14 protein-coding genes are annotated in these 15,060 nt (G+C 46.9%); 7 read left to right on the top strand and 7 right to left on the bottom strand.

Annotated elements, in window-relative coordinates:
• Positions 1 to 77: 77 nt before the first annotated feature.
• The gene (locus tag BN8899_RS13780; RefSeq protein WP_065219855.1) at positions 78 to 1,844 is read right to left on the bottom strand and encodes an amino acid ABC transporter substrate-binding protein; all 1,767 of its coding nucleotides are present in this window, start codon (positions 1,842 to 1,844) and stop codon (positions 78 to 80) included.
• 104 nt (positions 1,845 to 1,948) lie between these two features.
• On the opposite strand from BN8899_RS13780, the gene BN8899_RS13775 reads away from it, so the two are divergent.
• Together BN8899_RS13775 and BN8899_RS13770 are read left to right on the top strand one after the other, a co-directional pair.
• On the top strand, positions 1,949 to 2,773 hold the full coding sequence (locus BN8899_RS13775; protein ID WP_065219854.1) for a PASTA domain-containing protein: 825 nt from the start codon (positions 1,949 to 1,951) through the stop codon (positions 2,771 to 2,773).
• Positions 2,770 to 3,843 carry an RluA family pseudouridine synthase gene (locus tag BN8899_RS13770; protein WP_018336959.1) on the top strand — a complete coding sequence of 358 codons (1,074 nt, stop codon included), beginning with the start codon at positions 2,770 to 2,772 and terminating at the stop codon, positions 3,841 to 3,843. The genes BN8899_RS13775 and BN8899_RS13770 overlap by 4 nt, the downstream gene beginning before the upstream one ends.
• A gap of 319 nt (positions 3,844 to 4,162) precedes the next feature.
• Here the strand turns inward: BN8899_RS13770 and ychF are convergent, their stop codons facing one another.
• From ychF to BN8899_RS13755, 3 genes are all read right to left on the bottom strand, one after another.
• Positions 4,163 to 5,263 (bottom strand): redox-regulated ATPase YchF, encoded by a 1,101-nt coding sequence (gene ychF, locus BN8899_RS13765; protein WP_018336961.1) that lies wholly within the window; start codon positions 5,261 to 5,263, stop codon positions 4,163 to 4,165.
• 126 nt (positions 5,264 to 5,389) lie between these two features.
• A complete protein-coding gene (locus BN8899_RS13760; RefSeq protein ID WP_065219853.1) occupies positions 5,390 to 6,022 on the bottom strand; it encodes a DUF5715 family protein in 633 nt (210 codons plus the stop codon).
• Between the two features lie 9 nt (positions 6,023 to 6,031).
• Positions 6,032 to 6,928: a cation diffusion facilitator family transporter gene (locus BN8899_RS13755; RefSeq protein WP_065220730.1), complete on the bottom strand. Its 897-nt coding sequence runs from the start codon at positions 6,926 to 6,928 to the stop codon at positions 6,032 to 6,034.
• A 151-nt stretch (positions 6,929 to 7,079) separates the two neighbouring features.
• On the opposite strand from BN8899_RS13755, the gene mscL reads away from it, so the two are divergent.
• On the top strand, positions 7,080 to 7,502 hold the full coding sequence (mscL, locus tag BN8899_RS13750) for a large-conductance mechanosensitive channel protein MscL (protein ID WP_018336964.1): 423 nt from the start codon (positions 7,080 to 7,082) through the stop codon (positions 7,500 to 7,502).
• A gap of 36 nt (positions 7,503 to 7,538) precedes the next feature.
• Here mscL and pyk read toward each other — a convergent pair whose 3' ends face one another.
• Positions 7,539 to 8,939 carry a pyruvate kinase gene (gene pyk, locus BN8899_RS13745; protein WP_065219852.1) on the bottom strand — a complete coding sequence of 467 codons (1,401 nt, stop codon included), beginning with the start codon at positions 8,937 to 8,939 and terminating at the stop codon, positions 7,539 to 7,541.
• A 10-nt stretch (positions 8,940 to 8,949) separates the two neighbouring features.
• Positions 8,950 to 9,369 (bottom strand): type II 3-dehydroquinate dehydratase, encoded by a 420-nt coding sequence (gene aroQ, locus BN8899_RS13740; protein WP_065219851.1) that lies wholly within the window; start codon positions 9,367 to 9,369, stop codon positions 8,950 to 8,952.
• A gap of 252 nt (positions 9,370 to 9,621) precedes the next feature.
• Between aroQ and xerD the strand changes: the two genes are divergently transcribed.
• Both xerD and BN8899_RS13730 read left to right on the top strand, forming a co-directional pair.
• A complete protein-coding gene (gene xerD / locus BN8899_RS13735; RefSeq protein WP_018336967.1) occupies positions 9,622 to 10,536 on the top strand; it encodes a site-specific tyrosine recombinase XerD in 915 nt (304 codons plus the stop codon).
• 59 nt (positions 10,537 to 10,595) lie between these two features.
• Positions 10,596 to 11,180, top strand: a complete 585-nt coding sequence (locus BN8899_RS13730) for a hypothetical protein (RefSeq protein WP_148375435.1) — start codon at positions 10,596 to 10,598, stop codon at positions 11,178 to 11,180.
• Positions 11,181 to 11,212: 32 nt separating this feature from the next.
• Here the strand turns inward: BN8899_RS13730 and miaA are convergent, their stop codons facing one another.
• The gene (gene miaA / locus BN8899_RS13725; RefSeq protein WP_065219849.1) at positions 11,213 to 12,130 is read right to left on the bottom strand and encodes a tRNA (adenosine(37)-N6)-dimethylallyltransferase MiaA; all 918 of its coding nucleotides are present in this window, start codon (positions 12,128 to 12,130) and stop codon (positions 11,213 to 11,215) included.
• 151 nt (positions 12,131 to 12,281) lie between these two features.
• Between miaA and BN8899_RS13720 the strand changes: the two genes are divergently transcribed.
• Together BN8899_RS13720 and BN8899_RS13715 are read left to right on the top strand one after the other, a co-directional pair.
• Entirely contained in the window at positions 12,282 to 12,803 is a 522-nt protein-coding gene (locus BN8899_RS13720) for a GNAT family N-acetyltransferase (protein WP_026207358.1), read from the top strand.
• A 62-nt stretch (positions 12,804 to 12,865) separates the two neighbouring features.
• Complete coding sequence (locus tag BN8899_RS13715) at positions 12,866 to 14,857, top strand: gluzincin family metallopeptidase (protein ID WP_065219848.1); 1,992 nt, start codon at positions 12,866 to 12,868, stop codon at positions 14,855 to 14,857.
• The last annotated feature ends 203 nt before the right edge of the window (positions 14,858 to 15,060 follow it).

Genomic DNA, 15,060 nt, shown 5'->3' with positions numbered 1-15,060 from the left:
TCTGAATCCTTCAATCTTCAATCAAAAAATCATAAATCTAAAATCGATCGTATCACGAATCGATAAGATCAACAAGTCTATCTTTTTAGCGGTGTTTCGATAATGTTGTATTTGGAATCATAATGAATCAGGTACAATCCCCGGTTTTCCAAGCCGCCGAAGTTTCCCATCGGACGGAAGCGGAAGCGGGTAAACATACCCTCGGCATCAGAGTTGCGCAAGGAGTTCAACGTGTTTGTCCGTTCTTTCTCCACGAGCGGGATAAAATACAATGCCATATCGAAAGCACGGTTAGCAATATTGTTCGGTTCCGAATAGAAGTATTCCCTGTGTTTTGCCGAAAAAGACGTTGCCGTTTCCCCCTGGTAATCCACGTAGCTGTTCGCCATGATCTTCACGTTTAGCTTGTAGAACATTTCCTCGTCAATGGAAGTAAACTTCAGCCACTCCGGGAAACCGATCACCGTGATCTTAAAATGATCTGCCAATGCCGAAAGCACGGGCAACGTACGACTTGCCGCCGCCTCGTCAAGCGTCGGGAAAATGATAATATTCTCCACCCCGGGGCGTAACACCTTGCGTACCGAATCGACGCGCATCTGGGAACGCCACCGGTAATCCACCATCGGCTCGGCAATCCCCCCTTGCAAGCGGGCACGAATCAATGCCGGCAAACGGCTTTCTTCCCCGGAACGAGCGTTGCCGTCCGGGATAATATTTATCAAGTGGGCTTCCCCTCTATTAGCCGACACCCAACCTGCCATTTCCTCAACCAATGAAGAGTTACATATATTCATTTGCACGAAATTCGGGAAACGAGCCAACTCTCCCGCTCTCGACGAAAGCGGGTAAATCATGGGAATCACCCTATTCTGCAATTGCTCGGCTACCAGTTTATAGGTATTCGCATAAACGGGACCAATAATCAGATCGGGCGACAATTGATTCAACTCCCCGATCACGGCTTGTGTTGCCGCCACATCACGTTCCGTGTCATACACGTGAAGGTCGATCGTGTAACCCAGCCGTTTCAAGCTGTCTGCCGCCATCAGCACCCCCCCGTAAAATTGGAGGAACGGCGCGGACTTCTCGCTCAAACGCCATCTCTCGTCACGAATATTTACGCCCAGCGTATCCACCGGAATCTCCTCGGCGGAAAATGGTAATTTATTATCTTTCACGGACAGGGGCAACAAAAGAGCCACTTTCACGTGATGCCGTTCGAACGCCACCTCGGGAATCACGAACGTGGTATCCCCTACCACCTGCTGGATCATCCCGTCGAGGGAATCCCGGACAGGCGGGTAAAAAGCCACGTGGGTTGCCTCCTCCTTTTCCCGGCGTGCTGCTTCTTGCTCTTGGCGGTCAAGCCAGCGCAATTCAGCCTCCAATACACCCCGGTCTATCTGGCGCAACGGCAAGCGTACCACCGCCCCCTCGGCAATCGGACGGCTCACGTCGTACTCCGGGTTCTCCTTCAATATCCGTTTCAGCTTGATATCAAACTTTCGGGAAAGCGAATAGAGTGTTTCTTTCGGACGCATCCGGTGATAGTAATATTTGTCGTCCACCCGCTTGAAAGGCTCGACGTGAGGAATTTGCAACACCTCGCCCACGGAGAGCGCATTGTCCTGCTTCCCATTCAAAGCCTTCACCTCATCGACCGACACCCCATATGCCTTACAAATAGAAAAAAGCGTCTGCTTGAGTTGCACCGTGTGGAGATAAAAGGATTTTCCACCGATCACGACCAATTCTTTCGACTTCTCTATCTTGACTTCTTGCGCGTTGATATGTCCTGACACGCAAAACAACAGGAGTAAAAATGCAACTCTTACCATCATCTGATTACTTATTTTCAGAGCAAAAATAGTAAAATAGTAGTGATAATTGAAAAATCTCTCTTATTTTTGCAAGATGAAGACAATTTAAAAACTTTATAAACTACATGGGTTTCTTTAAAAAAGGACATATCATCGTGTTACTCGTCAACCTGGTCGTGGCAGTCATCCTGCTATTCGTAATCGGGTATATCGTATTAAGGCAACTGGATAAATACACGAACCACGGCTATTATATCGCCGTGCCGGAATTACGGGGACTTACCCCGGCAGAGGCTGCCCCTTTTGCCAAAGAAAAGAAATTACAAATCGTCGTCGTCGATTCCATTTACGACAACAACGCGAAGCCGGGTACCGTCGTGGAACAATTCCCCGCCCCCAACGCCCGCGTGAAGAACAACCGGGCGATACAATTGACGATCAACGCCAACACCCCGGAAAAAGTGATATTCCCCAACCTGCGTAACACGGCTTTCCGACAATCGTTGCAACGGTTGCGCAGTCTCGGGCTGAACATCGGGAGGATAGAATACGCCCCGTCAAATTACAAGAATCTCGTATTGGACTTCAAATATAAAGGCAACGTACTGCAACCCGATACCGTCCTCCAGAAAGGGGAAACCGTGGATATCGTGCTGGGTAACGGCAACACGTCCAACGATCAGGTAGCTATCCCCAACCTGCTCGGCAAGACGCTCGCGGAAGCCCGGAACATCACACTGTACGCTTTCCTGAATATAGGCGAAATCATCCCCGACAACACGGTACGAACAGAAGCCGACCGCATGACGGCAGTCATATACCGACAAACACCCGAGGCGGAGGAAAACATGACCATGAAGATGGGAAGCGATATTATACTCCACCTCACGAAAGACGCACAAAAAATAACGGCACTGGATTCCCTGTCCATCGAGGAGCAATTACCATGATAGAAGAAGAATTAGAAGAGCTAGAAGAATTAAACGAGGACGAAACGGAACAGGAGCAGGAAAGCTACGAGCATTTCCGCCTGGAAGTCGACCCCGGACAGAACTTGTTGCGTATAGACCGCTTTCTGGTAGACCGCCTGCCGAACGTGTCGCGCACCAAGATACAAGAGGCGGCAGAAGCCCAATGCATACAAGTGAACGGCAAGCCCGTGAAATCGAACTACCGGGTGAAGCCCAAAGACCTCGTGACCTTGATGTTGCCCCACCCGAAACGGGAAATACGGGTAATCCCGGAGGACATACCTCTCCGCATCGTGTACGAGGACGACTGCCTCATGGTAATCAACAAGGAACCGGGCATGGTGGTGCACCCCTCCTACGGGCATTACACGGGCACGCTGGTGAACGCCCTCGCGTGGCACTTGAAAGGCAACCCGCTGTTCAAAGAGAATGATCCCCGACCGGGACTGGTACACCGGATAGACAAGGATACCTCCGGTTTGCTCGTCATCGCTAAAACGGAAGAAGCGAAAACCAAATTGGCATCGCAATTCTTCCACAAGACATCGAGCCGGAAGTACGTCGCCGTCTGTTGGGGTAACCTGGAAGAAGAAACCGGAACCGTTATCGGCAATATCGGCAGAAGCATCTCCAACCGCAAGATCATGGGAGTATTCCCCGAAGGCAGCGACTACGGCAAACACGCCGTCACCCACTACCGCGTATTGGAACGCCTCGGTTACGTCAACGTCGTGGAATGCGTGCTGGAAACCGGACGCACCCACCAGATACGGGCACATTTCAAGTCAATCAAGCACCCTTTGTTCAACGACCCCGAGTACGGCGGCAACGAGATATTGAAGGGAACGACATTCACGAAATACAAACAGTTCGTGCAAAACTGTTTCGCCATCTGTCCCCGTCAAGCCCTGCACGCCAAAACCCTAGGCTTCGAGCATCCCGCCACGGGCGAATGGATGGACTTCGACTCGGAAGTCCCGCAAGATATGCAACAGTTGATCGAGAAGTGGCGAGGCTACGTCGCGAACAGGGAAATGGAAGAGGCTTAATATGATCCGTATTCCGAAATATCCCCGACAGGGAGAAATCAAGCTGAAATAAGGGAGAGAACAAGCCGAAGAAAGGGAACAACTTTGAATCACTCCCGGTACAAAGTCAATACAACATCGCTCGCGAAGGTCTTTGCACCGAAGTTGAAACGACTTTGCACCGAAGTTGATCCCTTATCTCCCCCCGTTCTCTTCCTTATCTCATCGGGATCTCCCTTATTTATTCGCCGAGTATTGCCATGTTCCGACGAATATAACCGGAAAAAATAAAAGGGGAAGTTCGTTCTCCCCCTTCCATATATTTAATAAAACCGATGTATCAAACGTTGAACCGGAAGTTCATCATGTCGCCGTCCTGCACCACGTAATCTTTTCCCTCTACGGACATTTTCCCGGCTTCCTTGCATTTAGCCTCGGAACCGAGAGCAACGAAATCGTCGTATTTAATTACCTCGGCACGGATAAAGCCTTTCTCGAAATCGGTATGGATAATTCCGGCTGTCTGGGGTGCTTTCATGCCGTTCTTGAACGTCCACGCCCGCACTTCTTTCGGACCTGCCGTAAAATAAGTCCTTAGGTTCAACAATTTGTATGCAGTACGAATTAATTTATTCACCCCGGCTTCCTCCAACCCCAAGTCCTCCAGGAAAAGCTGTTTTTCCTCGTAAGTTTCCAGCTCGGCAATATCCGCCTCGATAGCGGCACCGATCACCAGCACCTCCGCACCCTCGTCTTTTACCGCCTCGCGAACCATATCCACGTATTTATTACCCTTCACCACGGAAGCCTCGTCCACGTTGCACACGTAAAGAATCGGCTTGTTGGTCAACAGCATCAACTCTTTCGCGACTTCCTGTTGCAAATCGTTCAACTGCACGGAACGGGCGGATTTTCCCTGTACCAGGGCATCTTTATAAAGATGCAAAACTTCCACCAGGCGTTTGGCTTTAGCGTCCCCCCCGGTTTGAGCTTTCTTTTCCTCTTTAGCCAAGCGATTTTCCACGGTTTCCAAGTCTTTCAACTGTAATTCGGTATCAATCGTTTCTTTATCCCGGATCGGGTCTACTTTACCATCCACGTGCACGATGTTGTCATCGTCAAAACAACGCAACACGTGAATAATCGCGTCCGTTTCCCGGATGTTGGACAAGAACTTGTTACCCAATCCCTCGCCCTTGCTGGCACCCTTCACCAACCCGGCGATGTCCACGATCTCCACCACGGCGGGTACCACATTCTGAGGTTGCACCAGCTCCACCAATTTATTCAATCGCTCGTCCGGCACCGTGATGACTCCCACGTTCGGCTCGATCGTACAGAAAGGGAAATTGGCTGATTGAGCCTTGGCATTACTCAAACAATTAAATAGTGTCGACTTCCCCACATTTGGCAAACCGACTATTCCACACTGTAAACCCATAGTCTATATTTGTATTTTTATTATCAATCTATTATATAACACGTTCTTACTCCCCAAAATTCGGGTTTGCAAAGATAAACAATTTTCGAGCGAATACAGCATGAAACGGATTAGAAATATCCCGCTCTACCGTACCGTAATATGGAAGCACCCTTGCTTGTACTCGTAGCGGACGTAACATTTCTTCTGCAAACGCAAGTCCTGCAACACGTCAGCCAAAACGCTTTTCAGTTTCTCCACGGGAGCATCCTTTCGCCCGTCTTTCTCGAAGCGGGCGTATGCCACGTCAAAAGTGGTTCCATAGACATGGGCGGAATTGGCACTCGCGTTGATATTCTTTTTCCGCAAGTTCTTCACGCTCGACCCAGTACGCAACACGCTGGTAACAATAATACTATGGGAGGGCAGCCCCTTTTGATACAACGAATCCTTGAAATTACGGGCTATCGTTCCCAGCAGATCACAAGCCTCCGGGACTAAATAAGGTTCGGAATGGGTAAGCTTATCCACCTTGAAAAGGCTGCAAGTTTTAATCTCTTTCAACGTCCGGTCGGCTTTCTTCAACTCCTCCGACGAGGTCAAGGGTGTTATTCCCAAACGCTTGGCAGAGGACAGATGCCGATCATTCAGATCATTAAACGTCCGCTGGTAATTCTTGAAATACACGAAAGGGCGATTATTTTTAACCTCTTCCTTACAGGCCCCGAACAATACCGCCACGCAACACACCGCGGCACACCACCACACGATTCTTCTCATTCTTATCTCTCAATTTTTCACAGGTTCCACATGCACAGCCACGTGAGTACGTGACCCGTATTTTTTCCTCAAGCGATCCTCGATATCCGTCGCCACCACGTGCGCTTCCCGTACCGTCATATCCGGTTGCACGCGGATATGCACCTCAATCGCAAAATCGTTGCCGATACGGCGAGTACGCAGGTTATGAGGGTCTTTCACTTGCGGATCTTCATTTATAATTGCAATAATCTCTTTCTCTATTTCCTCCGGCAGGGAACGTTCCAACAGGTCGTTCATACAAGGGATCAACAGTTGGATGGATACTTTCACGATGAAAATACTCACGATGACCGCCGCTATCGGGTCGAGAATATGCCAGTCTTTCCCCAGAAAAATCGCCCCGGCAATACCTAAAGCCGTACCGATCGATGAAAAAGCATCCGAGCGGTGATGCCAGGCGTTAGCAACCACGGCTTGACTCTGCACCCGGCGTCCCACGAGCGTGGTGTAACGATAAAGAACCTCTTTTACCACGATCGAAACGACCGCCGCTACCAATGCGATCATATCAGGACTCCCGATCGCCTCGCCTCTCGAAACGGCAATAATCTTATTCAACCCGTTCCAAAAAATCCCGGTGCCTACCATCAACAACACCAGACCGATGATCGCGGTGGCAAGTGTCTCGTACTTCCCGTGCCCGTAATCATGCCCGGCATCCTTCGGTTTGGCGGACACCCGGACAAATACTAGCACGATAATATCCGTGATAAAATCGGAAAGCGAATGCACGGCATCAGCAATCATGGCACTACTTTTCCCGAGTATCCCCGCCACGAACTTGAAAACCAACAACCCGAAATTCGCTATCGAACCGACGATAGTGACCTTGTATATTTGCCTTTCCCTATTTTTCTCTTCCATTATATCCATTTTTGCCCTCACAAAATTACAATAATAATATAAATTTACCCCTTTATTTTTCACGGGATAAAAATAATTCATGTAGTTTTACAACATTTTAAACGTTTAACCGTTCAAACACTAAATTACATAACAAATAAAATTTCGCAACATGAAACTCTTAGACGAATTTAAAGCATTTGCCCTAAAAGGGAACGTGGTGGATATGGCTGTCGGTATCATTATCGGTGGTGCATTCGGGAAAATTGTATCTTCCCTTGTTAGCGATATTATCATGCCTCCTATCGGGATGTTGATCGGCGGTATGAATTTTTCAAACCTGCACGTTGTATTGAAACAAGCTCACGCAGATGAAGCTACTGGAAAAATGATCGAGGCTGTTACCATTAACTATGGGAATTTTTTGCAGACCACGATCGACTTTTTAATTATCGCTTTCTCCATCTTTATCGCCATCAAGTTTATGAATAAACTGAGAACCAAGAAAGAAGAAGCCCCAGCGGCACCACCTGCCCCCTCAAAGGAAGAAGTCCTATTAACTGAAATCAGAGATATATTGAAAGAGAAGAAATAAAAAAGAAAAGCCGGCTTAAACGCCGGCTTTTCTTTTTTATTTTATCTCTCCGATCTTGCAAACCTCGATAAATGAAGCCCCTTTCCCATGTCCGAAGCTACCGCCGACAACCACAACATAATCATCAGCTTTGATACCATTCTTCATTAACATTTCCGGAAGATCATTCATGAACTCGTCTCGCGACATTGGCTTCTCCGTGTAATATGGGTATATACCGAATGATAAAGCCAACTCCCGCATCACCCGCTCGTTATAGCAACGGGCATAGACGGGCAAGTTACTCCTGAAAGCTGACAGGTAACGTGCCGTACGACCGGATAAAGTGTCAACCACGATCGCCTTGATCGGCAGCATCAAAGCCGTCTTCACGGCAGAACGAGCCAAAGCGGCAGTTATTTCATTATTAATACGCACCAGGTTTTTTCCCGCATCCGGCGGCACGGTTCCCTCGTTCTCTTCCGCCACTTCCCGCATCACTGTCACCGCTTCCTCGGGATAAGCCCCGTAAGCCGTTTCGCCACTCAACATGATAGCGTCCGTACCCATGTAAATGGCATTGGCTATATCACTAATCTCCGCCCGGGTGGGTCTTGGGTGTTCGATCATCGTATGCAACATTTGCGTGGCAATAATCACGGGCTTCTTGCTCTCGATACATTTTTTCACAATGTAACGCTGAATCTTCGGTATCTTCTCCGCCTCGATCTCGATACCCAAATCCCCGCGGGCAACCATGACCCCGTAGGCATAATCCAATATCTCATCTATATTATCCACACCCTCCTGATTCTCGATCTTGGCTATCACCTTGATTTTACTACCCTTAGCGTCCAATATAGCCTGTATTGCCATCACGTCCTCTTTGTTACGCACGAAAGAATGCGCGATGAAATCCAAATGATTGTCCACGGCAAAATCAATAAACGCCCGGTCTTTGTCACTCAAAGATTTCAACTTCAACGAAGCTCCCGGCACGTTCACGCTCTTGCGATTCTTTATGACCGCCTCGTTCGTCACCATCATTTCCAGGTAGTGGTCGCACTTCTCGACAACGATCAATTCCACGTCGCCGTCATCCACCAACACCTTATCCCCCACCTTAATGTCTTCCGCAAAATACGGATAAGACACATGAATCAACTTACCCTCCATCTTCAACTCGGGATCACCCGTCAGGTAGACCGTTTCGCCCTTATCTACATGCATGGGCTCGTCCATCATCATGGTTCTCACTTCCGGACCCTTTGTATCGATCAGAATGGCTATTTTATCCGAAACTTTCCGAACATTTTCCACCACCTTCAATGCCTGCTCCATGTCCTGATGGGCAGTGTTCAATCGCACGACATTCATGCCCGCACGATATAAACTCTCCAAAAACTCTACATCACATCTTTTGTCCGATATGGTAGCCACAATCTTTGTCTTCTTCATACCTATAAAATCATTCGTTTATTAAAGCTTGCAACGCCAACTCGTAAGATTTCAACCCGAATCCGGCAATGACTCCCTGGCATACAGCCGTCAGGTAAGACACGTGACGAAAGGGCTCCCGTTTTGCAGTATTCGAGATATGTACCTCTATCACGGGGCTGGAAACTGCGGCAATCGCATCCGCAATGGCAATAGACGTGTGGGTATAAGCCCCTGCGTTCAAGATAATCCCATCATACGTGAGCCCGACCTCGTGAATCTTATTAATCAACTCACCCTCCACATTAGACTGGTAATAATCGATTTCAACCATTTTATAAAACTCTCTTAACCCCGCGAGATAGTCTTCAAAAGAAGTTTCTCCGTATATAGTTTTTTCTCTAATTCCCAGCAAATTAAGATTCGGTCCATTTAAAATCAATACCTTCATAACGTTTGTTTTTATTCTTTTGCAAAATTAACAAAAAAAACGACGAACCGGGATTACGGAAGCCGTATTTTGGCAATTAAATTTTTATTACAAAAGCCTTCACGGATTTTTTTTACGTTAAACTTGAGAAAAGTGTTACAAGTCACAAAAAAAACTCCTATCTTTAGCTGGCGAAAACTTATATAGCTCTCTTTATATAGGTGAAAGTGGTGAATTAGAATTTGTATTATTTATATTGTAACACGGTTAAACATGACTTGGAACGAAACGATAGATAGTTTTCGGACTTACTTAGTCTTAGAAAAATCGCTATCTCCAAATTCGGTAGAGGCCTATCTAAACGACATTAGGAAGCTGGCTGCTTATTGTGAAAAATTGACTCCTCCATTAGACCCGAAAGAGGTGTCATATAATGTGTTAAACGAGTATCTCATGGAATTGAAGAACACCGGAGTAACTCCCCGCACGCAAGCACGGGGTATTTCGAGTATCAAATCTTTCTTCAAATACCTACTATACGACGGAGCCGTCGGGCAAAATCCCGCTTCTTCTCTGGATGCCCCTAAAATCGGACGTTCACTTCCAAGTGTATTAAGCGTTGAGGAAATCGAAACGATGATCGACTCCGTTGATATGAATAAACAAGAGGGACAACGCAACAAAGCGATCCTGGAAACACTTTATTCCTGTGGTCTGCGCGTATCGGAACTCGTGAACCTGAAACTATCACAGATTAATTTCCGCACTGGATATATCAAAATCGAGGGAAAAGGCAACAAGGAACGGATTGTTCCGCTGGGAGCAAGAGCGAAAGACGAGATTCGTTGCTACCTGAAAAAAGACCGGGACAAAATGAAAAAAGCCAGAGGGCACGAGGACATCCTGTTCTTGAATAAAATGGGGAAAGCCCTTTCCCGCGTGATGATCTTCAATATCATCAAGGAAACGGCTCGCCGTGCCGGATTGCAAAAAGTAGTTTCTCCCCACACATTCCGTCACTCGTTTGCTTCCCACCTAGTGAACGGAGGGGCAGACATTCGCACGGTACAAGATATGCTGGGACATGAATCCATATTAACGACAGAAATCTACACACATCTGGACAACAACTTCACCCGGGATACGATCACAAATTTCCATCCCAGAGCGAAGAAATCCCGTAAATGATCCTTATATTTGTATCCGATACTCGGAAGTATCGGATACACTTTTTATATAAGGACGATATGGAAAACAAACAAGATATACTCAAACAATTGGCAAGTAACGACATGGAAGTCGTGAAAAGTGCCATTGAGCAAATCAAACAAGAAGGCGATATCTCTATCGCGGCGGAATTATTGGATATTTTACAACAAAGCCAGGACACGGCGGTCATCACAAACCTCACGGCGTTACTTTCGGACGTGAAAGATTCCAACTTCAAAACCATTTTGATGGATAAACTTATCAATGCGACAAGCGACACAGGAAAAGCTAACCTTCTGCGTATCTGTTGGGAATCGGCTATCGACTTTTCCGAATACCTCGACGTATTCGTGGATATGTTAATAAACGAAGATTTCATCACCGCACTTGAAGCCTCTACCGTCATTGAAAACCTGGGCGGCAAAATTCCAGAGGAAAAACTCCTTACTGCTATTAAACGTTTGGAAACGAACAAAGACGAAGACAAAAGTTTTCTGCTGGAAGATACCATCCTGCACCTTAAAGTATTACTCCGTCCCGAGGAAGAGGACGACTACGAAGAAGAAGATGACTACCACCACGACCACCATTGCGGATGCGGCGGACATCATCATGAAGGATAAAAAAAAGCAAAGCCGGAAAGCTTTGCTTTTTTCTATCCTTCTTGTTCCAACCACAACTTTACTTGCCCGACCTTCTCGTCGAGCGGCATATTACCGTCAAGCCACTTTATATCAAACCCGTCACGTTCCATTTTGCGGAACCACGTCATTTGACGTTTCGCGAATTGATGGATAGCAATATTCAATTGCCCCACCATATCGTTATAACTCAGTTTCCCCGTGAGACAAAGGGTCAGATACTTGTATTCCAATCCATAATATATTAAATTCTCTGGCGGGATACCGCTGTCCAACAATCCTTTCACCTCCTCCAGCATGCCGGATTGCAAACGGGCGTGCAATCGCTCCGTGATGCGCTGGCGGCGACTCTCCCGATCAAATAGCACCCCGACAATAAGCGACCGTATTTCCGGAAACTCGCCCTTCACGGGTTCATGCTCCCGGTAATACTCCGCGATCTCGATGGCACGAATCGCCCGCTTGGCCGTGTCGGTATCCGTCGTATTGTGCAAACTGCGATAGGTTGCCAGTATTTCCGACAACTCCGATAAAGATTTCCCGGACAAACGGGCTCGCAATTCCGGATTCTCGGGAACGGGAGTCATGCGGTACGCTTTCAATATCGACTCCACGTACAATCCGCTTCCCCCGCACAACACGGGAAACACGCCTCGCCCCTTGCAATCATTCCACACCTTCAGGAACTCCTGCTGGTACATGAAAAGATTAAAACGGAACCCCGCATCCACGATATCAATCAAATGATAAGGTACCGGATGCCCCTCGTAAACATACTCACCCAAATCCTTTCCTGTCCCGATATCCATTCCCCGGTATATCTGCCGCGAATCCGCCGATATAACTTCTCCACCCAATTCCGCCGCTAACCGAACAGCCAAGGCTGTTTTTCCTGTTGCGGTCGCTCCCACGATAGTTAATAAATTATACATGAACTACGAACTATTACAATTCTTATTTCTTAACCTGACAAAGGTAATATTTTTTAATTTATTCCTTGATTTAACAACAACCAATGCGGGAAATTGCTATATTTGGAAGCGACAAAATAAACTATACACGATAAATTATAACACAACGACTATGGTAAAGGATGACACAATTCGCTTGAGAGCTCTCGAACCGGAGGACTTGGAATACTTGTACAAATGGGAAAACGATATGGACTTGTGGGAAGTCAGCGACACGCTTACCCCATTCTCCATATTTACTTTAAAAAAATATATTGAGACGTGCCATCTGGATATTTATACCACGAAACAATTGCGCCTGATGATTGAACGCATCGAACCGCAGACCCGCGTGGGGCTGGTCGATCTTTATGATTTTGATCCCTACCACCAGCGTGCCGGTATCGGTATCATGATCCACGACAGTGAAAACCAGAAACAGGGATACGCCACTTCCGCCATCCGCCTGATGATTGACTACTGTTTTGAAACCTTAGGATTGAACCAGATATACAGTAGTGTGCCGAGCGGCAACATCGGAAGCCGAAAGCTATTCGAGAAACTGGGTTTCGTGCAAACCGGGTATCGTAAGAATTGGCTACGCCGGGGGAACGGATGGGAAGATATTGTATATTTCCAACTACTAAATCAATAAACCAGGCAAGAGGCTGTTCACGACAGCCTCTTGTAGTTTATAAAGTTCATAAACTCAAGATCATGAAACACTCTTTATTATTGGTATGCTTATTTACCGGACTTATCGCGAAAGCCGAAATACCGGAGAAAACTATACAAACCACGATTAACACGATTCAAGCCAAAGGCGGAACAAATAAAACAATGATAGAAGCCGGGGTACGGCAAGTAGCACATCTCTGGCAGACACAAGACGGCACGGATGCCGAATTTCAGGAATTTTGTATAAACAACTTTATCACCACCCCAGCTGAAAAAGAACAAGTGTTCCAAAAAGTAAGCCATTACTTTGAAGCACTCTGGGGACATTTCAACGAGATTTCCCTTCAATTGCAATTGAACCTGCACGAAGACAACGGAGCGCTCCATGATATTGACCCTATGTTCGGCGCATACAGTCCGGGAGCACACCTAATCAATGATTTCTACAATAACAAAATCGGTTTTATCATTGCCCTTAACTTCCCGGAAGTTTCATTACAAGATAAAGAAAAACTAGGTGCAGACCGCTCCGCTTGGGCGTACGCCCGCCTAGGCGACGTGTTCACGCAACGGGTGCCACCAGAATTACTTCAAGCTGGCACAAAAGCGGAAAGCGATGCCGACGTGTATATTTCCAGTTATAATATATACATGGGGCACGTCCTCAATGCCAAAGGGCAAAAACTATTCCCGGAAGACAAAATACTACTTACTCACTGGAACTTACGGGATGAAATCAAAGCAAATTACAATAAAGGCAAAGAAGGACTTGACAGACAGCGCACGGTTTACGAAGTCATGAAACGCATCATTTCCCAGGAAATCCCGACGCAAGTCATTAATTCCGGCGATTATGACTGGAATCCTTACTCGAATACCCTTACTCAAAACGGGATGACAGTCACGGGCACCCCAGAAGCCACGGAACGATACCAACGAATGCTGAATAACTTCCATGCCATGAAGGCTATCGATCCCTATACCGGAAAGAATTTTATCGAACGAAAATTCTCCGGCGAAATGGAGGTATCCGTGGAAGACGTGAAAAAACTGTTCACGCAATTTCTCTCTTCCCCGGAACTAAAGGAAGTCGGTAAAATCATCTCCAAGCGCTTGGGGCGGAAATTGGAAGCCTACGATATATGGTACGACGGTTTTAAACCCCGTAGCAATCTGGATGAAGCCCAATTGGATGCCCAACTCCAAAAACTTTATCCTAACGCCGAAGCATTCAAGACAGGACTCCCCTCTCTATTAATACACTTGGGCTTCACCCCGGAACGGGCAAACGAGATCTGTGACAAAATAGCGGTAGATGCCGCCCGTGGCTCCGGTCACGCGTGGGGAGCCTCCATGAAAGGACAACAATCTCATCTCCGCACACGTATCCCCGCCGAAGGCATGAACTACAAGGGCTACAATATCGCCGTACACGAATTCGGACACAACGTGGAGCAAACGATCTCCATGTATAACGTGGATAATTTCATGATGGCAGGAGTCCCCAACACAGCTTTCACGGAAGCCCTCGCTTTCGTATTCCAAAAACGTGATTTACAATTACTTGGCATCGAGAACAATGACCCCGAGAAGGAGAAAATGGATATTCTCGACAAATTTTGGAGCCTGTACGAAATCATGGGAGTTTCCATGCTCGATATCTCCGTTTGGGAATGGATGTACACCCATCCCGACGCCACGGCAGAACAGCTCAAGGAAGCCACAATAGCCCTTTCAAAAGAAATCTGGAACAAGTATTATGCCCCCGTGTTTGGCAAGCAAGATGAAACCGTATTAGCGGTCTATTCACACATGATCAGCTACCCGCTGTACCTGTCTGCCTACGCCTTCGGACAAATTATCGAGTTCCAACTGGAAGACTATCTTAACGGCAAAAACTTTGCTCAAGAAGTAGACCGTATCTATCGCTTAGGGCGTTTGACCCCGAACGAATGGATGATTCAAGCCACAGGTAGTCCACTAAGCGTGGAACCGTTAGTACACGCTTTACAAAAAGCAATCAAGAAATAAGATCTAAATAATTTATTCCATCACGGTCGGGAAATATTTCCCGACCGTGATTTTATACCCGAATACCCCCTGCAAAACAATAAAAATAAACATTCCTCAAATTCAAATCAAAAAAACAAAGAATGTTCCGTTTGACAGAACGACTCCCCCAAAAGTTGCAAACTACACCTATCCTGAACTCGCAAATACTCTAAATAAGCCAC

It is taken from the genome of Butyricimonas sp. Marseille-P2440, from assembly GCF_900091675.1.
In the GTDB taxonomy this organism is placed as follows: domain Bacteria; phylum Bacteroidota; class Bacteroidia; order Bacteroidales; family Marinifilaceae; genus Butyricimonas; species Butyricimonas synergistica.
This window is presented reverse-complemented; position numbering and strand designations above follow the sequence as displayed.

Excerpts from the sequence above, each read along its gene's own strand:
- xerD (WP_018336967.1), top strand. The coding sequence starts at position 9,622 with ATGACTTGGAACGAAACGATAGATAGTTTTCGGACTTACTTAGTCTTA.
- BN8899_RS13760 (WP_065219853.1), bottom strand. The coding sequence starts at position 6,022 with ATGAGAAGAATCGTGTGGTGGTGTGCCGCGGTGTGTTGCGTGGCGGTA.
- BN8899_RS13755 (WP_065220730.1), bottom strand. The coding sequence starts at position 6,928 with ATGGAAGAGAAAAATAGGGAAAGGCAAATATACAAGGTCACTATCGTC.
- pyk (WP_065219852.1), bottom strand. The coding sequence starts at position 8,939 with ATGAAGAAGACAAAGATTGTGGCTACCATATCGGACAAAAGATGTGAT.
- mscL (WP_018336964.1), top strand. The coding sequence starts at position 7,080 with ATGAAACTCTTAGACGAATTTAAAGCATTTGCCCTAAAAGGGAACGTG.
- miaA (WP_065219849.1), bottom strand. The coding sequence starts at position 12,130 with ATGTATAATTTATTAACTATCGTGGGAGCGACCGCAACAGGAAAAACA.
- BN8899_RS13775 (WP_065219854.1), top strand. The coding sequence starts at position 1,949 with ATGGGTTTCTTTAAAAAAGGACATATCATCGTGTTACTCGTCAACCTG.
- BN8899_RS13780 (WP_065219855.1), bottom strand. The coding sequence starts at position 1,844 with ATGATGGTAAGAGTTGCATTTTTACTCCTGTTGTTTTGCGTGTCAGGA.
- BN8899_RS13715 (WP_065219848.1), top strand. The coding sequence starts at position 12,866 with ATGAAACACTCTTTATTATTGGTATGCTTATTTACCGGACTTATCGCG.
- BN8899_RS13720 (WP_026207358.1), top strand. The coding sequence starts at position 12,282 with ATGGTAAAGGATGACACAATTCGCTTGAGAGCTCTCGAACCGGAGGAC.
- ychF (WP_018336961.1), bottom strand. The coding sequence starts at position 5,263 with ATGGGTTTACAGTGTGGAATAGTCGGTTTGCCAAATGTGGGGAAGTCG.
- BN8899_RS13770 (WP_018336959.1), top strand. The coding sequence starts at position 2,770 with ATGATAGAAGAAGAATTAGAAGAGCTAGAAGAATTAAACGAGGACGAA.
- aroQ (WP_065219851.1), bottom strand. The coding sequence starts at position 9,369 with ATGAAGGTATTGATTTTAAATGGACCGAATCTTAATTTGCTGGGAATT.
- BN8899_RS13730 (WP_148375435.1), top strand. The coding sequence starts at position 10,596 with ATGGAAAACAAACAAGATATACTCAAACAATTGGCAAGTAACGACATG.